18 protein-coding genes and 1 pseudogene are annotated in these 19975 nt (G+C 70.9%); 12 read left to right on the top strand and 7 right to left on the bottom strand.

The genetic code is table 11. The features are described 5' to 3' along the window. The first annotated feature begins 81 nt into the window (after positions 1 to 81). Positions 82 to 2865 carry a DEAD/DEAH box helicase gene (locus tag ACFHWU_RS18150; protein WP_416591114.1) on the top strand — a complete coding sequence of 928 codons (2784 nt, stop codon included), beginning with the start codon at positions 82 to 84 and terminating at the stop codon, positions 2863 to 2865. 168 nt (positions 2866 to 3033) lie between these two features. Then, the gene (locus tag ACFHWU_RS18145; protein WP_416591113.1) at positions 3034 to 3933 is read left to right on the top strand and encodes an MHYT domain-containing protein; all 900 of its coding nucleotides are present in this window, start codon (positions 3034 to 3036) and stop codon (positions 3931 to 3933) included. Here ACFHWU_RS18145 and ACFHWU_RS18140 read toward each other — a convergent pair. Continuing rightward, positions 3912 to 4880 (bottom strand): 5'-3' exonuclease, encoded by a 969-nt coding sequence (locus ACFHWU_RS18140; protein WP_416591112.1) that lies wholly within the window; start codon positions 4878 to 4880, stop codon positions 3912 to 3914. The two genes, ACFHWU_RS18145 and ACFHWU_RS18140, sit on opposite strands and share 22 nt — an antisense overlap. Before the next feature lie 78 nt (positions 4881 to 4958). On the opposite strand from ACFHWU_RS18140, the gene ACFHWU_RS18135 reads away from it, so the two are divergent. The 4 genes from ACFHWU_RS18135 to ACFHWU_RS18120 all read left to right on the top strand — a co-directional run bounded on the left by ACFHWU_RS18135 (position 4959) and on the right by ACFHWU_RS18120 (position 8185). Beyond that, complete coding sequence (locus ACFHWU_RS18135) at positions 4959 to 6098, top strand: DUF4037 domain-containing protein (protein ID WP_416555834.1); 1140 nt, start codon at positions 4959 to 4961, stop codon at positions 6096 to 6098. An 82-nt stretch (positions 6099 to 6180) separates the two neighbouring features. Continuing rightward, positions 6181 to 7320 (top strand): acyl-CoA dehydrogenase family protein, encoded by a 1140-nt coding sequence (locus tag ACFHWU_RS18130; protein WP_416591111.1) that lies wholly within the window; start codon positions 6181 to 6183, stop codon positions 7318 to 7320. A gap of 16 nt (positions 7321 to 7336) precedes the next feature. Beyond that, the gene (locus ACFHWU_RS18125; protein WP_416555836.1) at positions 7337 to 7780 is read left to right on the top strand and encodes an Lrp/AsnC family transcriptional regulator; all 444 of its coding nucleotides are present in this window, start codon (positions 7337 to 7339) and stop codon (positions 7778 to 7780) included. 216 nt (positions 7781 to 7996) lie between these two features. After that, positions 7997 to 8185 carry a CsbD family protein gene (locus ACFHWU_RS18120; protein WP_416555837.1) on the top strand — a complete coding sequence of 63 codons (189 nt, stop codon included), beginning with the start codon at positions 7997 to 7999 and terminating at the stop codon, positions 8183 to 8185. Positions 8186 to 8201: 16 nt separating this feature from the next. Here ACFHWU_RS18120 and ACFHWU_RS18115 read toward each other — a convergent pair whose 3' ends face one another. Further along, positions 8202 to 9593: a KamA family radical SAM protein gene (locus ACFHWU_RS18115; protein ID WP_416591110.1), complete on the bottom strand. Its 1392-nt coding sequence runs from the start codon at positions 9591 to 9593 to the stop codon at positions 8202 to 8204. Between the two features lie 182 nt (positions 9594 to 9775). On the opposite strand from ACFHWU_RS18115, the gene ACFHWU_RS18110 reads away from it, so the two are divergent. The 4 genes from ACFHWU_RS18110 (at position 9776) to ACFHWU_RS18095 (ending at position 14965) form a co-directional block, all read left to right on the top strand. Further along, positions 9776 to 11395 (top strand): amidohydrolase, encoded by a 1620-nt coding sequence (locus ACFHWU_RS18110; protein WP_416591109.1) that lies wholly within the window; start codon positions 9776 to 9778, stop codon positions 11393 to 11395. Between the two features lie 566 nt (positions 11396 to 11961). Further along, entirely contained in the window at positions 11962 to 13569 is a 1608-nt protein-coding gene (gene lnt, locus ACFHWU_RS18105) for an apolipoprotein N-acyltransferase (protein ID WP_416555875.1), read from the top strand. Further along, entirely contained in the window at positions 13566 to 14369 is an 804-nt protein-coding gene (locus tag ACFHWU_RS18100; RefSeq protein WP_416591108.1) for a polyprenol monophosphomannose synthase, read from the top strand. Before lnt ends, ACFHWU_RS18100 begins: the two co-directional genes overlap by 4 nt. Positions 14370 to 14425: 56 nt before the next feature. Then, positions 14426 to 14965: an FxsA family protein gene (locus ACFHWU_RS18095; RefSeq protein ID WP_416591107.1), complete on the top strand. Its 540-nt coding sequence runs from the start codon at positions 14426 to 14428 to the stop codon at positions 14963 to 14965. 104 nt (positions 14966 to 15069) lie between these two features. Here the strand turns inward: ACFHWU_RS18095 and ACFHWU_RS18090 are convergent, their stop codons facing one another. From ACFHWU_RS18090 to ACFHWU_RS18075, 4 genes are all read right to left on the bottom strand, one after another. Then, complete coding sequence (locus tag ACFHWU_RS18090) at positions 15070 to 15411, bottom strand: RNA polymerase-binding protein RbpA (RefSeq protein WP_123601539.1); 342 nt, start codon at positions 15409 to 15411, stop codon at positions 15070 to 15072. 243 nt (positions 15412 to 15654) lie between these two features. Next, on the bottom strand, positions 15655 to 16794 hold the full coding sequence (locus ACFHWU_RS18085) for a serine/threonine protein kinase (RefSeq protein WP_416555842.1): 1140 nt from the start codon (positions 16792 to 16794) through the stop codon (positions 15655 to 15657). Between the two features lie 448 nt (positions 16795 to 17242). After that, on the bottom strand, positions 17243 to 18103 hold the full coding sequence (locus ACFHWU_RS18080) for an ATP-grasp domain-containing protein (protein ID WP_416591106.1): 861 nt from the start codon (positions 18101 to 18103) through the stop codon (positions 17243 to 17245). 48 nt (positions 18104 to 18151) lie between these two features. After that, positions 18152 to 18481 carry a nucleoside triphosphate pyrophosphohydrolase family protein gene (locus tag ACFHWU_RS18075; protein WP_416591105.1) on the bottom strand — a complete coding sequence of 110 codons (330 nt, stop codon included), beginning with the start codon at positions 18479 to 18481 and terminating at the stop codon, positions 18152 to 18154. A 172-nt stretch (positions 18482 to 18653) separates the two neighbouring features. Between ACFHWU_RS18075 and ACFHWU_RS18070 the strand changes: the two genes are divergently transcribed. Then, complete coding sequence (locus ACFHWU_RS18070; protein ID WP_416591104.1) at positions 18654 to 19112, top strand: endonuclease domain-containing protein; 459 nt, start codon at positions 18654 to 18656, stop codon at positions 19110 to 19112. 223 nt (positions 19113 to 19335) lie between these two features. On the opposite strand, the pseudogene tnpA reads toward ACFHWU_RS18070, so the two are convergent. Beyond that, positions 19336 to 19725 (bottom strand): annotated as a pseudogene (gene tnpA, locus ACFHWU_RS18065) (IS200/IS605 family transposase); the annotation flags it as partial. Between the two features lie 17 nt (positions 19726 to 19742). Between tnpA and ACFHWU_RS18060 the strand changes: the two are divergent. Next, on the top strand, positions 19743 to 19975 hold a 233-nt coding region (locus ACFHWU_RS18060), incomplete at its 3' end, for a helix-turn-helix domain-containing protein (RefSeq protein WP_416591103.1).

Below are 19975 nucleotides of genomic sequence, written 5' to 3'. Positions count from 1 at the left end.
CCGCCGCCCGACCGGCGGCGCCCGCGAGTGACGAGGGCCCTGACCGGGACACTGCCGGCCGGCTGCGATTAATCTTGCGGTATGTCGAGCCCCGCCGAGCGGTACGCCGCAGCGCGCCGCCGGGCCGCGCAGGCCGCCGCCTTTCCCGCGCTCGGGGAGTTCGCCCTCGATCTCGGTTTCGACCTGGACGACTTCCAGCGGGCCGCCTGCCAGGCCCTGGAACGGGGTAGCGGGGTGCTGGTCTGCGCGCCGACCGGGGCGGGTAAGACGGTGGTCGGCGAGTTCGCGGTCCACCTGGCGCTGCGCGCCGGTGCCGCGTCGGCCGGCGGCCCGCCGCGTAAGTGCTTCTACACCACCCCGATCAAGGCACTGTCCAACCAGAAGTACCACGACTTGGTCGGTCGGTACGGCGCCGCCCAGGTGGGGCTGCTGACCGGGGACAACGCGATCAACGGCGACGCGCCCGTGGTGGTGATGACCACCGAGGTGCTGCGCAACATGCTGTACGCCGGCTCGGCCACTCTGGACGGCCTGGCGTACGTGGTGATGGACGAGGTGCACTACCTCGCCGACCGGTTCCGGGGAGCGGTCTGGGAGGAGGTGATCATCCACCTGCCGTCGTCGGTCACCCTGGTGTCGCTGTCCGCGACGGTGTCCAACGCCGAGGAGTTCGCCGACTGGCTGGTCACCGTCCGTGGCGAGACCGAGGTGGTGGTCAGCGAGCACCGCCCTGTCCCGCTGTGGCAGCACATGCTGGTGGGGCGGCGGAGGTTCGACCTGTTCCACGACGCTGACGCGGCCCGTAAGCATGACGTGCATCCGGAGTTGCTGCGCTACAGCCGGGAGATGCTGCGCCGGCTGGAACTCGGTGACGGCCGTACCCACGGGCCAGGCTGGGGCCGGTCCGGTGGTCGCGGCCCGCGCTGGCGTCCCCCGCTGCGGGCGGACGTGATCGAACGCCTCGAGCGGGAAGGTCTGCTGCCGGCGATCCTGTTCGTGTTCAGCCGGGCCGGGTGCGACGCCGCCGTCGCCCAGTGCCTGGCCGCCGGTCTGCGGCTGGCCACCCCGGACGAGCGCGCCGAGATCCGTCGGCTGGTGGAGGCGCGGCTGTCCAGCCTGCCGGCCGAGGACCTGTCGGTGCTCGGCTACTGGGGCTGGCTGGACGGGCTGGAACGCGGTCTCGCCGCGCACCACGCCGGCATGCTGCCGGCCTTCAAGGAGGTCGTCGAGGACCTGTTCGTCCGAGGCCTGATCAAGGCCGTGTTCGCCACCGAGACGCTGGCGTTGGGGATCAACATGCCGGCCCGCTGCGTGGTGCTGGAGCGGCTGGTCAAGTTCAACGGGGAGGCGCACGTCGACCTGACCCCGGGCGAGTACACCCAGCTGACCGGGCGGGCCGGCCGGCGCGGCATCGACGTGGAGGGCCACGCGGTGGTGGTCTGGTCGCCGGAGGTCGATCCACGGCACGTCGCCGGGCTCGCCTCGACCCGGACCTACCCGCTGCGGTCAAGTTTCCGACCGTCCTACAACATGGCGGTCAACCTGGTCGGCACCGTCGGCTTCAACGCCGCCCGGGAACTGCTCGAGTCGTCCTTCGCCCAGTTCCAGGCGGACCGGTCGGTGGTCGGCCTGGCCCGGCAGGCGCAGCGCAACACCGAAACCATCGAGGCGTACGGCGTCGAGACGCACTGCGACCTCGGCGATTTCGACGCGTACTTCGATCTGCGGGTGGCGATCGCCGACCGGGAGCGGGAGCTGGCCCGGCAGGGTCAGCAGCAGCGGCGCACCGCGGCGGTCGACTCGCTGGAGCGGCTGCGGGTCGGTGACGTCATCCGGGTGCCGTCGGGCCGGCGGGCCGGGTTGGCTGTGGTGCTGGACCCTGGGGCGGGCGGGTTCGGCGAACCCCGCCCGCTGGTGCTGACCCAGGACCGGTGGGCGGGCCGGGTGTCGGTCGGCGACTTCACCGTCCCCGCGGAAGTGCTGACCCGGATCCGGGTGCCAAAGCATTTCAACCACCGGTCACCGGCGGCCCGGCGGGATCTGGCGGCGGCGGTCGCCGGGACGGGCCTGGGTCGCCACGGCGGACGCCGCCGGGGGCGTGCGCGCGGTGACCGGGACGACGACCGGATCACCCAGTTGCGGGCCGAGCTGCGTCGGCACCCCTGCCACAGCTGTCCGGACCGGGAGGAGCATGCCCGCTGGGCAGAACGACGGCACCGGCTGGCCCGCGACACCGACGAGCTGCGGGCCCGGGTGGCGGGCCGGACCGGATCGTTGACCCGGACCTTCGACCGGGTCTGCGGTCTGCTGACCGACCGCGGCTACCTGACATCCGACGGTACGGTGACCGACGCAGGGCGGATGCTGGCCCGGATCTGGACGGAGACCGACCTGCTGGTCGCCGAGTGCCTGCGCCGAGGTGTCTGGGACGGTCTGGCGCCGGCGGAGCTGGCCGCCGCGGTGTCGGTGGTGGTGTACGAGGCCCGCCGTGACGTCGACGAGCGGGCGGCGCTGCCGCGGGGGGCGGTCGCTGTGGCGGTGGACGCCACCACTGCGATCTGGGCCAGCCTGGAGGCCGACGAGGCGGCCGCCGGCCTGGAGTCGACCCGGGAGCCGGATCTCGGCTTTGTCTGGCCGATCTACCGGTGGGCCCGGGGCGAGCCGCTGGCCAAGGTGCTGGCCAGTGGGGACAGCCTGGACGGGGAGATGCCGGCCGGGGACTTCGTCCGGTGGGCCCGGCAGGTCGCCGACATGCTCGGGCAGCTGGCCCAGGCCCGGGGTGCGTCGCCGCAGCTGGCGCGGACGGCCGCGCAGGCGGTGTCCGCGCTGCAGCGCGGCGTGCTGGCGTACCAGACGGCGGGGTGACTGTCGGTTGACGGTCGAATAGCGTGCCGTGATCACCGGTACCGGTGGTGCATCACAATGTCGACACGGCCCGACGAAACAACCAAACGATCGCTTGCGAAGACCCTTTTCGCTGCTCACCATCGGTTCGGGGAGTACCAGCCTGTGGTTCGGGCCGAAGGGGTGGACATGGCAGATATCAACCATTTTGAATATGGCTTCATTACGCCAACGCTGAGTTACGCGTTGTCGGTGCTCGGTTCGTTTCTCGGACTGATCTGCGCCGTGCGGGTCCGGGAGTCGGACACCCCGGGCCGGCGGGCCTGGTGGCTCTCGCTGTCGGCGTTCGCGATCGGTGGCACCGCCATCTGGACCATGCACTTCATGGCGATGCTCGGCTTCAGCGTGGCCGGCACCCAGATCCGCTACGACATCGCGATCACCATCGCCAGCGCGGTGATCGCGATCGCCGCAGTCGCGTTCGGGCTGTTCCTGGTCGGCTTCGGCCGGCCGTCGCTGGTGAAGATCCTGCTCGGCGGGGTCATCACCGGCCTGGGCGTGGCCGCGATGCACTACACCGGAATGGCCGCGATGCGGCTCAACGGCGACATCGACTACGCGCGGGGCCGAGTGACGCTCTCCGTGGTGATCGCGGTGATCGCGGCAACGGTGGCGCTGTGGCTGGCGGTCACGGTCCGCCGGCCGCTGGCGATGACCGGGTCCGCGCTGCTGATGGGTGTCGCGGTCAACGGCATGCATTTCACCGGCATGACGGCGATGTCGGTGCACCTGCACGAGCCGACCGGCGTGCTCAACGGGGCGACTGCGGCAACCCTGCTGGTACCGATCGGCGTGGCGGTGCTGATCGTGGTGATCGGCCTGGTGTACGCGGTCCTGTCCGCCCCGACCGAGGAGGACCGGGCGGCGGCGGCGTACCTCGACGCGCGGATTGCCGAGCGGCGTAGTACCCCACAGCCACCGACCCCGGCCCGGCCGAATGGGTTCACCCCGTTACGCAGCGGCTCGAACACCAGCGGTGAGCAGAACGCGTCGAGCCGGTCAGGCGGTTACAACGGGTTCAACGCCTGACCGCTAGCGTCCGCACCGTCGGACCCGCCGGCGCCCTGTGCCATCGCGTCGACCAGCCGCCGGCAGGAACCCGCGAGGTTCCACCGGTCCGCCAGCTCCATCAACCGGTCGGGGTCGGCCGGTGCGGCGGGCAGCCGCACCGGTTCGACCGCCAGATCGAGATCCCTGGCCACCCGTACCACGGTCGGCGCGACCGCCAGGTAGTCGCGGGCGGCCGCCAGTCGGGCCCGCAGACCGGGAGCGAACCCGGACCGTTGGTCGTCCAGTGCCGCGACCAGCCCGGCAAGATCGCCGTACCGCTGCAGCAGCCGCGCGGCGGTCTTGGCGCCGACGCCCGGCACTCCCGGCAGGCCGTCGCTCGGGTCGCCACGCAGTGCGGCGAAGTCGGCGTACCCGGCGGGCGGTACGCCGAAGCGCTGCTCGACGGCCGCGCCGTCGCAGTCCTCCAGCTTGGCCACCCCCCGACCGACGTAGAGCAGCCGGACCGGGTGGTCGTCGTCGACCAGCTGAAACAGGTCCCGGTCGCCGGAGACCACCTCGACCGGGCCGGCCTGGCGGGTGGCGAGCGTACCGAGCACGTCGTCGGCCTCATAGCCGGCCACGCCGACCGCCGGCACCCCCAGTGCGGACAGCACGTCCCGCAGTACCGGCAGCTGCGGCACCAGGGTGTCCGGGACGATCTCCCCGCCGGTGGGCGCGACCCGGTGTGCCTTGTACGACGGCAGCAACCGCACCCGCCAGGCGGGCCGCCAGTCGTGGTCGAGGGCGCAGATCAGCCGCGCCGGCCGCCGCCGGGTGATCAGCGCGGCCAGCATGTCGAGGAAGCCGCGTACGGCGTTGACCGGTTCGCCGTCGGCGGTGCGGGCGGCGGACTCGGGCACCCCGAAGTACGCCCGGAAGTACAGGCTCGGAGCGTCGACGGCCAGCAGAGAGTCGGATCGGTTCACGCGCTACAGCCTCGCACAGCCCGGTGACACCGCTGGTTGTCCGGCACGGCCGTCGGGCCGGTGCGGCAGGCTGCCGACATGAGCTTCCTGCCCGGCCTGGAGCTGAGCCGCCGGTTTCACCACGCGGTGGTGGCGCCGGCGATCGCCGCTCGGTTCCCCCGGCTGCGCTACGCCGCGGCCCGGATGGACACCGGTTCGGAGCTGTTCGGGTTCGACACGGAACGCTCCCGCGACCATGACTGGGGCCCGCGGGTGCAGGTGTTCCTCGACTGCGCCGACGCCGGCCTGGCCGACCAGGTGTGCGCCGCCGTCACCGAGGACCTGCCGGCGACCTTTCTGGGCTTCCCGACCAGGTTCGCGCCGGACGCCGACCGCACCTTGGGGGTGCCGGCGCTCGACGGTGCCCGGCACGGGGTGACGGTGACGGACGTGTCTGCCTGGTGCCAGCGGGTGCTGGGCTTCGATCCGGCCGACGGGCCGGGCCGGCTGGACTGGCTCGCCACCCCGACCCAACGGCTCGCCGAGTTCACCGCCGGGGACGTGTTCCACGACGCCCTGCCGGACGTGGTGACCCGGTCGGCCGGGCCGGTCGGTGGGCTTACCGGTCGCCGTGCGGTTCTCGCCTGGTACCCACCGGACATCTGGCGGTACGTGCTGGCCGCCGCCTGGGCCCGGGTGGCCAGCGAGGAGCCGTTCGTCGGCCGGTGCGGGGAAGTCGGCGACGAGATCGGCGGCGCGGTGATGACCGCCCGGATCGTGCGGGACCTGATGCGGCTGGCGTTGCTGGTCGGCCGCTGCTACCCGCCGTACCACAAGTGGCTGGGCAGCGCGTTCGCCCGGCTGCCGGACGACGACGGGCTGTGTGCGACGTTGGCCGCGGCGTTGTCGGCGACCGGGTGGAGTGTGCGGCAGCGACGGTTGTGCCAGGCGTACGAGCTGCTGGCGGTGCGGACCAACCAGCTCGCGCTGGCCGCGCCGGTGGAGCCGACGGTACGGCCGTTCCGGGACCGGCCGTTCCTGGTGCTCGACGCGGCCAGGTTCGCCCGGGCCCTGTGGTCGGCGATCGGTGACCGCGAGCTGCGGGCGTTGTCGGTGCTGGGGGCGGTGGATCAGGTCATTGACCACACCGCGCTGCTCACCGATGTCGCGCGGACCCGCTCGGTGGTGGGTTGTGTCCTGGGGCTGGTCCACAACAGGACGCAGCCAAACGAACGTTAAGCTTGCTGGGTGTCGATCGGCACCGTCAGCCTGCCACCGCGGGCCGGCGCCGGCCCGCTCACCACTCTGGAGCGCACTCACCATGACCGTCGAACGAGTCCTGCCCACGCCCGAGGCATACGACCTGATCGAGTTGGCCACCGAGCTCGCCGACCGGGAGCTGGCCGGCCGGGCCGCCGAATTCGAGGTACGGGCCGAGTTCCCCCGGGAGGTGGTCCGCACCCTCGGCCGGGCGGGTCTGCTCGGCCTGCCGTTCGCGGAGTCCGACGGCGGCGCGGGCCAGCCCTACGAGGTGTATCTGCAGGTGCTGGAGGTGCTGGCCAGCCGTTGGTTGGCGGTCGCCGAGGCGGTCAGCGTGCATACGTTGTCGTGTTATCCGGTGGCCGAGTACGGCACCGACCGGCAACGGAAGCTGCTGCCGGAGATGCTCGGCGGTGAGCTGCTGGGTGCGTACTGCCTCAGCGAGCCGCAGGGCGGGTCGGACGCGGCGGCGCTGACCACCCGGGCGGTTCGTGACGGCGACGACTACGTGGTGACCGGGACGAAGGCGTGGATCACCCATGCGGCAGTGGCCGACTTCTACAACGTCTTCTGCCGCACCGGCGGACCGGGAACGCGGGGCGTCTCGTGTCTGTTCGTCCCGGCCGGCACCGCCGGCGTGCTGCCGCAGCCGGCGGAGCGCACCATGGGCCTGCGCTCCTCCCCGGTCGCCCAGCTGGTGTTCGACCAGGCCCGGGTGCCGGCGGACCACCTGGTCGGTGCCGCGGGCTCCGGCTTCGGTGTGGCGATGTCCGCGCTGGCCGCCGGCCGGCTGGGGATCGCCGCCTGTGCGGTCGGGCTGGCCCAGGCCGCGCTCGACCACGCGGTCGGTCACGCCCGGCAGCGGGAGCAGTTCGGCCGGCCGATCATCGACCTGCAGGGGCTGGGGTTCCTGTTGGCGGACATGGCCACCCAGGTGTCGGCCGCTCGGGCGGTGACCCTGGCCGCGGCCAGGTTGCGCGACGCCGGTCGGGCGTACGCCGTCGAGGCGGCCAAGGCGAAACTGTTCGCCACCGACGTCGCGATGAAGGTCACCGTCGACGCGGTTCAGGTGCTCGGTGGGTACGGCTACGTGGCCGACCATCCGGTGGAGCGGTACCTGCGGGAGGCGAAGGTGCTGCAGATCGTGGAGGGGACGAACCAGATCCAGCGGGTGGTGATCTCCCGAGCACTGGCCCGGTGACGGTAGGTTTCTCGCCGTGGAAGAGACCGATCGCGCTATCGTCGCCGCGCTGACCACCGACGGCCGGGTGTCGTACACCGAGCTGGCCGAGCGGGTGGGCCTGTCGGTGTCGGCGGTTCATCAGCGGGTGCGCCGGCTGGAGCAGCGTGGGGTGGTCAACGGCTACACCGCCCGGGTGTCGTACGAGGCGGTGGGGCTGCCGTTGAGCGCGTTCGTCGCGATCCGGCCGTTTGACCCGTCCCAGCCGGACGACGCCCCGGAACGGCTGTCGCATCTGCCGGAGATCGACTCCTGCTATTCGGTGGCGGGGGAGGACTTCTACCTGTTGCTGGTCCGGGTGGCGAGCCCGGCGGATCTGGAACGGCTGTTGCAGGAAATCCGGACGGCGGCGAACGTCACCACCCGGACGACGGTGGTGCTGTCCACCCCGTACGAGTCGCGTCCGCCGAAACTCGTCTGAGTCTGCCGCCTGGCGTCCTCTCGGCTCGGCTGCCGGGAAGTCTCTTCCTATTGTCCTAGGATGCGTTAGGCGTTGAGTCTGACGCCATCCCGTACCTCAACGACCCAGCAATCACGCTGACCGCCGTACCGTTTGAAGCCCACGACGCCGGGCATGCAGGAAGCACGGACGGAAACCGTCCGGTCAGTACCGCGATAGGAGTGATCAACCATGGGCATGACCGACAAGGCACGCAGCAAGGCCGAGGAGCTCAAGGGCCAGGCGAAGGAGCGCTACGGCGCGGCGACCGACAACGAGCAGATGCGGGCCGAGGGCGCCGCCGAGGCGAGCAAGGCCCGGACCAAGGACGCGGGGGAGCACGCGAAGGACGCCGGCCGCAACGTACGGGACGCGTTCAGCGGCTGACGACCAGCGGGCCGGATCAGCCGGTGGTGGTCGTCCGTTGCCGGGACCACCACCGCTGTCCGGATTCCGGCAGCGTGTCGATCGGGTCGTAGTACGGGTACCGCCGTCCCAGGTCGTCGTCGGTGCCGTCGAGTGAGGTGCGGTAGTTCTTGGTCCAGTAGGAGATGCCGTGCTCGCGGTCGTACTCGGTGAGCATGTGCACCCAACGTTTGCCGACCAGCGGCACATCGCACACGATCCGTGGGGTGGCGTAGCCCGGTAGATAACCCATCAGGTCGTGCTGCAGCTGCTGCGCGGTCCAGACCGGGACCCGCCAGTGCTCGGCGTTGGGGATCATGTCGCAGAGATAGAAGTAGTACGGGAGGATCCCGGCTTCGCCCTGGAGCGCGAAGCACATGTCGAGCAGGCTGTGCAGGTCGGCGTTGACCCCGCGCATCAGCACCCCCTGGTTGCGGACGTCGCGGATGCCAACGTCGAGCGCGGTCTGGGCGGCCCGGGCGACCAGCGGGGTGAGTGACTGCACGTGGTTGACGTGGGTGTGGATGGCAAGGTTGACGCCGCGGCTGGCGGCAGTGCGGGCGACGCGCTCCAGGCCGGCCACGACATCGGGCTGCAGCCAGTGCTGGGGTAGGCCCATGAGCGCCTTGGTGGCGAGCCGGATGTCGCGAATGCTGTCGATCTCCAGCAGGCTCTGCAGGTAGCTTTCGAGATGCCGCCAGGGGAGGTTCGCCACGTCGCCGCCGGAGACGACGACGTCGCGAACTCCGGGGTGTCCACGCAGGTAGTCGAGGTGTGTCTGGTAGCGGTTGGTGGGCTTGAGGGTCAGGCGGAGTTTGTCGATGGTCGGGGTGGAGTTGCCGACCAGGTCCATCCGGGTGCAGTGCCCGCAGTACTGCGGGCAGGTGGCGAGAAGTTCGGCGAGGACCTTGGTCGGGTAGCGGTGGGTCAGTCCTTCCGCCACCCACATGTCGTGTTCGTGCAGGGAGTCGCGGCTGGCGTACGGGTGGGACGGCCAGTCGGTCCGGCGGTCGCTGGCCAGCGGGAGCATGTAGCGCCGGATGGGGTCGGCCCGCAGGGAGTCGCCGTCGGGTGCGCCGCCCGGCACCATCGTGTTGATCATTTGCGGGGTGACCAGCATGGACATGGTGGCGTGTCGGCTCTGATCGGCGCCGAGTTCGGCGTAGAAGCCGTCGTCGACGAGGTCGCCGAGGACGGCGTGCAGTTGGGCGACGGTCTTGACGCAGTGGGCCCGTTGCCACTGGGCGGACTGCCACTGGTCGGGGGTGACGTCGCGCCAGCCGGGTAGTCGGGTCCAGTCGGGTTCGACGAGTTCGCGGCGCTGGTAATCGTACGGCTGGGGCAGCGTCGGGGTGGTTCCGGGGCTGTCTGCCGAGATGGGTTGCGGCATCGGTCCTCCTGGCTCGGTGCGTCCGGTGGGGCGTACCGCACTCCTGGATAATTTCCTGTGTGTTGACTAGTCTGCCGTAAGTCTTCCGGACTTGCTAGGTGCCAGGTGGTGATTCGGTTGTCGATCGGTGGCTCTGGTGGCCAGGTGCCGTCTCCTGCGCAGGTGGGGAGCAGACTGAGCCGATGACGACTCGTACGGTGGGTTCGGAGGCCGGGCTGCCCGTGGTGCTGTACCGGAACGGCAGGTTGTACTGCCCGGCGGTGCCGGGAGCGACGGCGTTGCTGGTGCGTGGCGGCCGGATCGGCTGGTTGGGTACGGACGCGGACGCGCCACGGGCGGATGTCGTGGTCGACCTGGCCGGCGCGCTGGTGACCCCGGCTTTCGTCGACGCGCACGTGCACGCGACCGACACCGGTCTGGCGCTGTCCGGCCTGGATCTGTCGTCGGTGCGTTCGCCGGCCGAGCTGGTCGACCGGGTGGCCGGCTTCGCGGCGGGGCTGCCGCCGGACGCGGTGGTGCTGGGGCACGGGTGGGACGAGTCGACGTGGCAGCGGCCGGTGCCGCCGGACGCGCGGCAGTTGTCGGCGGCGTCGGGCCGACGGCGGGTGTACCTGTCTCAGGCGTCGATCCATTCGGCGCTGGTGTCGTCGGAGATGCTGGCGGCGGTGCCGGGTCTGGCGGAGCGCTCCGATCCGCCGGGTTGGGTGCGTGAGGACGACCATCACGCGGTGCGGGCGCTGGCGTTCGGGTCGTTGACGCCGGCGCAGCGTGCGGCGGCGCAGCGGGCCGCGTTGGCTGCGGCGGCCGGCGCGGGTATCGCGGCGGTGCACGAGTGCGGCGGTCCGCAGACGTCGTCGGAGTCCGACTTCGTCGGTGTGTTGGCGATGTCGGGCGACGGCCTGCCGGAGGTGTACGGGTACTGGGGGGAGTTTCTGGGCGCGGCCCGGGCACGGGAGCTGGGTGCGGTGGCCGCCGGTGGTGACCTGTACGCGGACGGCGCGTTGGGGTCGCGGACGGCGTACCTGTCGCAGCCGTACGTCGACGGCGGCGGCTGTGGCAGTTGTTTCCTGGACGCCGGTCAGGTCGCGGCGCATCTGGTGGACTGTGTCCGGTCGGGGGTGCAGGGCGGGTTCCATGCGATCGGTGACGCGGCGGTGGCGGCGGTCGTGGACGGCTTCGCGGTGGCGGCCGGCGAGGTCGGGGTGGACCGGCTGCGGGCCGGCCGGCACCGGGTGGAGCACGTCGAGTTGGTCGACAAACGGGTGATCGGGGCGTTCGTCGAGTTCGGGGTGGTGGCCAGTGTGCAGCCGGCGTTCGACCGGTTGTGGGGTGGCGAGGGTCAGATGTACGCGGCCCGGCTGGGCGTGGACCGGGCGTTGGCGTCGAATCCGTTCGGTGCGTTGCACGGGGTGGGCGTCACGTTGGCGTTCGGTTCGGACTCGCCGGTGACGCCGCTGGATCCGTGGGGTGCTGTGCGGGCCGCGGTTTCGCATTTCAATCCGGCGTCGCGGTTGGCGGTTCGGTCGGCGTTCGCCGCGCACACCAGGGGCGGTTGGCGGGCGTTGCCACCGGGAGTGGTGCAGACCGCGCAGGAGGGGGCGTTGGCGCTGGGCGCGGCGGCGACGTTCGCGGTGTGGCAGACGCCGGCGGGTGTGTCGGCGGACGGCCTGCCGGTCCTGGTGGCGGAGGATCCGGCGCTGCGCGGGCCGGCGGATCCGACGCCGCTGCCGCGGTGTCTGCGGACGGTGCTGCGGGGTCGGGAGATCTTCGTGGCGGCGGATCGGGCGGCCGGTGTGGGGTGAGCGGGGCGGCCGGTGACACGCCGGTGGTGACACGCCGGTGGCGGTGGTCGATGTCCCTGGGCCGGGTTGACAGCACCGGGGGTGGCCCGCGTACCGTCTTTGAGTCCTACCACGGGAAGCGGCTGTTGTTCGCTTCGTTTCTTCGTCCGCTGGCCGAGCGACTGTTGTCGCAGTGTGGTTGTGCCGCTCGTGGATTGCCACGGGTGGTGTCCGCATCGGCCAGGTCCAGTGGGCGAGGGTCGGCGAGGCGGCGCGAACCGGCCGCGACTTTCCGGTGTACGGGCAGGTGGTCGTGCGGGGCCAGTAGACAACGGTCCGTCGGGGGCAGCCAGTTCCCGGTTGGCCGGTCCGAAGGTCACCGTACGGTCGTCCTGCCGCATCGGCGGGGGAGGGGCCTGGGAGCGCGGGGCGCGGCCGATCGGCCGCGCCCCGATTTCTCGTTTGTCGGCCGGTGCGTCGCCGACCGTCGCTGTCGTCGTCGGATGGGCGGGATTGCCGGTAGCCTTCGTCGGACGGTTCGGTGGCTGCCGCGGGTGGTGGCCTGGCGGGTGGGGCTCGACGTGGCGATGGTGGATGCGGCGGTGGTGCCGGAGCGGTCGCGGCCGGTGGCGCTCGCGGCGGTGGACGGCCCGTTGGGGTTGCCGTGGGCGATCGGTCTGGCGGTGCTGTCGGGTGTGGCGCTGTTGGTGGCTTTTCCGCCGTACGGCTGGTGGTTGGCGGCCCCGGTGGGGGTGGCGGCGTTGTCGGTGGCGGTGCATCGGCGTCGGTTGCGGGCGGGTGCGGGTCTGGGGTTCGTGGCCGGGCTGGTGTTCTTCGCCCCGTTGCTGAGTTGGACGAATCTGCACACGGGCAGTTTGCCGTGGGTGTTGTTGTCGGGCTTGCAGGCCGGTTACCTGGCGTTGCTGGGTGCGTCGGCGGCGTTCGTGTCTCCGGTGGTGGATCGTCGCCGGGGCGTGCTGTGGCCGGTGGTGACCGGGTTGTTGTGGGTGGGGCAGGAGGCGTTGCGGGGTCGGACGCCGTTCGGTGGGTTCCCGTGGGGGCGGTTGGCGTTCAGTCAGGGTGATTCGCCGGTGTTGTCGTGGGCGGCGGTGGGTGGGGGGCCGTTGGTGACGTTCGTGGTGGCGGTGGCCGGTGGGGCGGTAGCGGCGGGGGTGTGGCGTTCGTGGCGTTCGTGGCGGGGTTTGGCGCTGGTGGCCGGGGGTTCCGGGGTGGCGGTGCTGGTGCTGCTGGTGGGTGGGTTGGTGCCGGTGGGGGGCGGGTCGTCGGGTTCGGTGGTGGTGGCGGTCGTGCAGGGCAACGTGCCGCGGATGGGGTTGGATTTCAACGCTCAGCGACGGGCCGTGTTGGACAACCATGTGCAGGGCACGGTCGGGTTGGCGCGGCGGGTGGCGGCTGGTGAGGTGCCGGCGCCGGATCTGGTGGTGTGGCCGGAGAACGCCAGCGACGTGGATCCGATGCGTGACGCGCGGGCGGCGGCGAGTATCGATGAGGCTGCGGCGGCTGTCGGGGTGCCGATCCTGGTGGGGGCGTTGGCGTACGGGCCTGGTGCCGGGGAGGTGCGCAACGTGAGTCTGGTGTGGGAGCCGGGTTCCGGTGGCGCCGTCGAGCAGGTGTACGTGAAGCGGCATCCGGTGCCGTTCGCGGAGTATGTTCCGTTTCGGCGGTTGGCGCGGATGGTCACCGATCAGGTGGATCTGGTCCGGGCCGATTTCGTGGCCGGTTCGCAGCCGGGTGTGCTGCGGGTCGGTCCGGTGGCGGTCAGCGGCGTCATCTGTTTCGAGGTGGCCTACGACGGGTTGGTTCGCGACACGGTGACCGGTGGTGCGCAGCTGTTGGCGGTGCAGACGAACAACGCGACGTTCAATGAGGCCGAGGCGGCGCAGCAGTTGGCGATGGTGCGGCTGCGGGCGGTGGAGCATGGTCGGGCCGGATTGATGGCGTCGACCGTTGGCATATCAGCGTTCGTCGATCAGAATGGGCGGGTGTCGCAGCCGACCCGGTTCAACACGGCGGCCGCCGTGGTGAGTGAGCTCGAGCTCGGGGCGACGCGTACTCTTGCGACTCGGATGGGGTTCTGGCCCGAAGCGGTGCTGGTGGTGTTCGCCGGCGTGGTGCTCGTCGCCGCGGTGTGGCTGCGGCGGCGGGTGGTCAGTTCGGATACGGAGGTACGGTGAGCGAGGCGGTGTCGGCGGGCGGTGGCCCGGAGGGCTACCCGGGTGTCGGTCGGGTGCTGGTGGTCGTTCCCACCTACAACGAGGCGGAGAACGTACGTCTGATCACCGCCCGGATCCGCGACGCCGTGCCCCAGGTCGATGTGCTGATCGCCGACGACAACTCGCCGGACGGTACCGGGGCGGTCGCCGATGAGCTGGCTGCGGCCGACGGCCGGGTGCATGTGCTGCACCGGCCGGGTAAGCAGGGTCTCGGCGCGGCCTACGTCGCCGGGTTCGGCTGGGCGCGGGAGCGTGGTTACGACGCGGTGGTCGAGATGGACGCTGACGGGTCGCATGCTCCGGAGCAGTTGCCGCAGCTGCTGGACGCGGCACGGGACGCCGACGTGGTGATCGGTTCCCGGTGGGTGCCGGGCGGTGAGGTGGTGAACTGGCCCCGGCACCGGTGGGTGCTGTCGCAGGGGGCGAACCTGTACACGCGGTTGGCGCTGGGTATGCCGGTGCGGGACGCGACCGGTGGTTACCGGGTGTACCGGATCGCGGTGCTCGACAAGATCGACTACGCGAGTGTGTCGTCGCAGGGTTATTCGTTCCAGGTGGAGCTGACCTGGCGGGCACACCGCGAGGGGTTCCGCATCGTCGAGGTGCCGATCACGTTCACGGAGCGCGAGCAGGGCGCGAGCAAGATGAGCGCGTCGATCGTGCGGGAGGCGTTGTGGCGGGTGACCGTCTGGGGGGTTCGGGCCCGCCGGGACGGGTTGACCGGCCGGCCTCGCGACACGGCTTCGGCGCGCTGGCCGTGACGACGGCGCGTGTCATCCTGGACAGGTGACGTGACGCCACGTCCGCAGGAGGTGACATGCGCCGGGGAGTGCGGTTGATCCCGTTGGCCTTGGCGGCTGGTCTGGTTCTGGAGGTCGCCGTTTTCCTGCTGATCGCCCATCAGATCGGCTACGGGTGGACGTTGCTCTTGGCGCTGGCCGCTTCCCTGGCGGGTATGGCGCTGCTGCGTCGGGAAGGGATGCGTGCCTGGCGGAGTTTCCGGGCGGCGGCGCAGTCCGGTCGCCCGCCCGGCGAGCAGGTCAGTGACGGTCTGCTCGGGTTGGTCGCCGGTGTGTTGTTGGCGACGCCGGGGCTGGTCAGTGGCGTGTTCGGTGGTGTGTTGGCGGTGCCGCAGGTGCGGCGGGTGGTGCGGCGGCGGGTTCAGGTCGCTGCGGAGCGGCGGATGTCGTCTTCGGCGGCGGCCGGGGAGATGTTCGGGCCGCGCCGGGTGCGGGTGTATCCGCCGCCGCCGCCGGCGTCGGACCGGCCACCGACGGGGTCTGCGGACGGTTCCGCGCAGCGCGGTGCCGCGGCCGGTCCGACGATCGAAGGGGAGATTGTCGACCCGCCGCGGTGAGTGGGCACGCCGGGTGCGGGAGCGCGACAACGCCCCTGACGCCGTATCCGGCGTCAGGGGCGTTGGTGTCTGGTCAGCCGACCGGTCGGGCGGGGCCGGGGTGGTCAGACGCCGCCGCGCCGGTTGCGGACCTCCTGCAGACGTTCGGCCAGGATGTCCTCCAGTTCGGCGATCGACCGCCGTTCCAGGAGCATGTCCCAGTGGGTGCGTGGCGGCTTGGCCTTCTTCTGCTCCGGTTCGCTGCCGTCGACCAGCCGGGCGACGCTGCCGTCGAACTTGCATTCCCAGGTCACCGGCACCTCCGCGTCGACGGCGAATGGGACCTCGAACTGGTGGCCTTTGGCGCAGAGGTACTCGCGGGTCTGGCGCGGCGCGAGTTCCGTGTTGCGGTCGGACTCGTAGCTGACTGCTCCCAGACGGCTTCCGCGCAGCATGCGCTCGCCCATGATCGGCTATCCCCTCGGTCGTGGTGCTGGTCTTCAGGTGTAACGATGTGTACGGGGCGGGCGATTCCCGCTGTCGACGGGCGCTGCCTGGTAGCGGCAGGCCCCGCGTCCGGACGTGTGTGAGCGTATCCGGCCGATGCTCGCTGCTGCCGTGTCACCGGTGCGCGGACGCCGTCGCCGCCGGGGTGAAACATGGCGTTAACGAAGTCTGGCACATCGGTGACGATGTGGATGCGATGTAGGTCACTGTGCGGGCGCCGCCGGGTGGTTGTCGACCGGCCGGCGGGCGGTGCTGAGCGCTGCCAGCGCCGTGGCGAGGTCGCTGACTTGGCGGGACAGTTCCGTGACCCGGGCCTGGGCGTTGTCACGTTCGGCCCGGGCGGTGTCGAGCGCGGCGGCGAGTTCTGTCGCAGTGTGTCGGGCTTGGTCGGCGCGGGCGACGGCGGCGGCGGTCTCCGCGCGGGCGGTGTCGGCGTCAGCGCGGGCGGTCTGGATATCGTGCTGCGCCGCATCGGCCCGCCGCTGCCACTGGTCGATGTCGGCGCGCGCCTGGTGTAGCGCCTCGCGCGCGGCGGCAGTTTCTGCGTGCGCCTGGGCGGCGTCTGCCCGGGCGGCCTCGGCTTGCGCGTCGGCCCGGTCGGCGCGGATGTCGGCCTGCTGGCGGTGGTCGTCGGCGGTGCGCGCGGCGTCGCTGGCGTCGGCTGCTGCTGCGGTGGCCGCTGCTGCCTCCCGGGTGAGTTCGTCGATGACGCGTCGGTCGTCGTCGCGTTGCCGGGTCAGTTGTTCCAGTTGTTCGCGGATGGTGTCGCGGTCGTGTTCGGCCTGCCGCAGCAGTGCGTCGGCGGCGGCGGCCCGTTGTTGCGCGGCGGCCTGTTCCGTCCGTGCCTGCGCGGCCTGCTGGCGGGCCGCCGCGACTTCGGCGGTCGCCGTTTCGGCGCGCGTCTCGGCGGTTTCCGCTCGGGCGGTGGCCTGCACGGCAGTCTGTTGTGCCTGGGTTGCGGCTGTCGTGGCGGCTTCGGCTGTCTGCCGCGCGTCGTCGCGTTCGGCCTGGGCGGCGGCGAGGGTGGCGGCGGCTTCGGCCCGGACTTCGGCGACGCGTCGGTCGACGCCGGCCGGGGAGAGTTCGGCGTGCAGTGTCTCGGTGAGGGTGCCGACCATCTGGTCGAGGCGGTCGACGAGTTCCCAGCTGCGGGCGATCTGGCCGGCGAGGCCGGGGGCATCGCGGCGGCGCATCCGGTTGGCGCGGGAGGCGCGTTGGCAGGCTCCGTCGTTGTCGCGGCAGTACCGGAAGGGGCGGCCGGCGGCTGCCCGTTGCGGTACGGGTGCGCCGCAGTGTGCGCAGGGCCGGGTCGTGGTTTCGGTGTCCGGCGGCGGGGTGTCCATCGCCGCCGAAGTGTAGTTGCCGGCCTGGCGGGTACCGCCGTGGTGGTGGCTGCAGGTGTGCCTTCGGCTGCTTCGCCGTTTGTGTTCCGGCTGTGTGGCGTACGGTCGGCTGGTGGGCTCTGGCGGTGACGGGCGATTGATGCGGGACGGATGGTCGCTGGTGCCGGTACCGTGCCGACGATCCGGAGCTGGTCGAGATGTCGCTGTGGGTCGACTACGGCGTTCACATCGGCGTCGGGGCGGGTATCTTCGTCAACTTCGGTCTGGTGGCGTTGGACGCGGCGGCTATCACCGTCGGTGACGATGTGTAGATTGGCTGCAACGTGCAGTTGTTGACGCCGACGCATCCGTTCGCGGCCGGTGCACGCCGGGACAAGTGGGAGTCCGCGGAGCCGGTCCGGATCGGCGACAACGTGTGGCTGGGCAGCGGCGGAGGGTGACGCGGGCGTCAGTCGGCCTGCAGGGCGTCGACGAAACGCTCAAGCGCGGCCGGTGTGGTCTGGGGCAGGAACAGGGAGGGCTCCACCAGTTCCAGTTCCAGCACGCATGGCCGGCCGTGGTCGTCGCGGACGAGGTCGACCCGGGCGTAGAGCGGGACGCCGAACGAGCCGGTGACGGTGTCGACGGCCTTGCAAGCTACGGCGATCAGTTCCGGGTCGGCGACATGTGGCGTGCTGGTTTCCGGTGCGAACAGGTCGTCGACCGGGTCGGTGTGGGGCAGCACGACCCGTTTGTTCGCGGCGTGGCTGTACCTGCCGGTGAAGAAGACGAGGGGCCATTCTCCGTCGTCGGCCACCGAGGTGAGTCGTGGCTGGACCAGCACGCTGGTGCCGGTGGCGTGTAGTCGGCGCACGTGGGCGTACGCTTCGTCGTGCTGCGCCGGCCGGTACGAGGCGACGTGCCGGCTTCCCGCGCCGACGGCCGGTTTCACCACGAAGTCGCCAGCGGGGAAGTGTGGACGGTGTCCCGGCTCCACGAACGTGGTCGGTGTGACGGGTACGCCGGCCCGGTCGAGGTCGGCGAGGTAGTGCTTGTCCAGGTTCCACCGCAGCATCGGTAGCGGATTACGCAGATCCGTCACCTGGCCGACGGTTTCCAGCCAGGTGAGGAACTGTCCGAGCCGTTGCGGGTAGTCCCAGGTCGAGCGCAGGACGGCCCGGTCGTAGTCGGCCCACCGCACCGCAGGGTCGGTCCACACCACCTCGTCGACGGCGATGCCGGCCTGCCGCAGCGCCGGCAGGGCCAGCGGTTCGTCCTCGTCGTGTCCGCGTGCCTCGTGCGCGGAGACCCATGCCAGCCGGGTGACCATACGCTGATCGTACGGCTCGCGCCCGGGCCGTACGGTGGACGGGCCGGGTCAGCGGTTGTCGCCGCTGCCGCCGAGTACGCCGCGGTTTTGGCGGCTGGCCAGCTTGGCCAGGTTGTCGGTCGCGATGTCGTTCAGTGAGAGGTCGAGGTAGGCGGCGAGGGTCGCCACGTACCACAGGACGTCGCCGAGTTCCTTGGTGATGTCGGCCCGGTCGATCCTGGACTCGTCGCTGTCGCAGTCTCTGACCCATTTCTTGAACTTCTCGGCGACTTCACCGGACTCACCGACGAGTCCGAGTACCAGGTGGAGCAGTTCGTTCTTCTTGTCGCGCGGCGCGGCGGTGCGCCCGGCGCCGCGCTGATAGTCGTCCAGGTCCATGGCGGACCAGTATGGCGGTCCAGGCCCACCGGCCCTTCCGGCACCCTGCCACCCAATTATCGAATTACTGTTATCTGCAATCCGATAATTGGAGTCGAGCTGCGGGTGCGGAGAACCGATACACCATAATGACAGTTATGCGGCAACAACACACTACCTGTATGGTGTAGTGATGGGTGATGACATGGTGTTCTGCCGGAAATGTGGCCAGACGAAGCCACGCACCGCCTTCTACGACCAGCTGCACTCGGCTCTGCCCCGCAGACCATGCAAGGCCTGCATTCTGGCGGACAAACGTGCCCGCTACGCGACCAAGGACGGCGACCGCGTCTCGCACGCGCAGGTCCTGCGTGAGAAGTACAACCTCACCGCGGCGCAGTACGAGCAGATGCTGGCCGACCAGGCAGGGCGGTGCGCGATCTGCGGTCAGTACGAGACAGCGCGCGGCCGTGGCGGTGCGCCACGGCGCCTGGCGGTCGACCACGACCACCGCAGCGGAGTCGTCCGGCAGTTGCTCTGCCACCGCTGCCATCTGGTGACATGGGCGGTCGAGGAGAACCCCGCGCTGCTGGACAAGGTGCGGGCGTATCTGGAAACGCACACGGAAGCATCAGCCGGTGCCGACCTTTGATGAGTACGTCGCAGCAAGCGGTAGCCGACAGTGCTGACACCATCGCCGACATGATTGACGGCGAGACCACCGTCAAGGTCTTGCGCATCCGGGACGGTGCCGTGGATCTGCTACCGGAATGCGGGCCAGTGCTCCGGCCTTCAGGCCGGGGGTGTAGGCCCGCGCTGGGAGGGGCCGCCAGGGCCCGAGCAGTGCTCTAACCTGGCCGGTTCTGCTGCTCGATGTACTGCGTCACGATGCTCGGTGGCGCGCCGCCGACGGAGCCCGCGAAGTACGAGCCCGACCAGAGCTTGTTGGCCCGGTGGTAGTGGCGTGCGAGGTCGGGAAACTCCCGCCGCGGGCGGCGCGACGAGACGCCCTTGAGTGGGTTGACCAGGCGGGAAACGGCGACTTTGGGCGGGTGGTCGACCAGCAGGTGGAATGGTTGCCCTCGCCGTTGAACTCGACCAGTTCGGCCTCGAAGCCCGTGCACACGTCCCGCATGATCGCCTCCATCCGGGTCAGGTGCCGGTCGGCGAACACCGTGTACCGGAAACTTCGTCACGAAAACCAAGTGGACATGCATCGCGAAGACGCAGTGCCTGCCGGTACGGACACCTTCGACTTCTGCCATAGACCAACGATGATGTCGTGTGGTTCGTGCAGCTCCGGTACCAGTTCCGGGTCTACCCGACACCCGGCCAGCAGATCGCGCTGGCCCGGGCGTTCGGATGCGCGCGGGTGGTGTTCAACGACGGGCTGCGCGCACGGCAGGAGGCACGCGAGCAGGATCTGCCGTACGTGTCGGACGCCGAGCTGTCGAAGCGGGTCATCACGCGGGCCAAGTCGACTCCGGAGCGGGCGTGGCTGGGCGAGGTGTCGGC

Source organism: Micromonospora sp. LOL_015 (genome assembly GCF_048060275.1).
Taxonomy (GTDB): domain Bacteria; phylum Actinomycetota; class Actinomycetes; order Mycobacteriales; family Micromonosporaceae; genus Micromonospora_E.
Note: the sequence above shows the minus strand (reverse complement) of the source record. Positions and strands in the feature narration are given on the sequence as shown.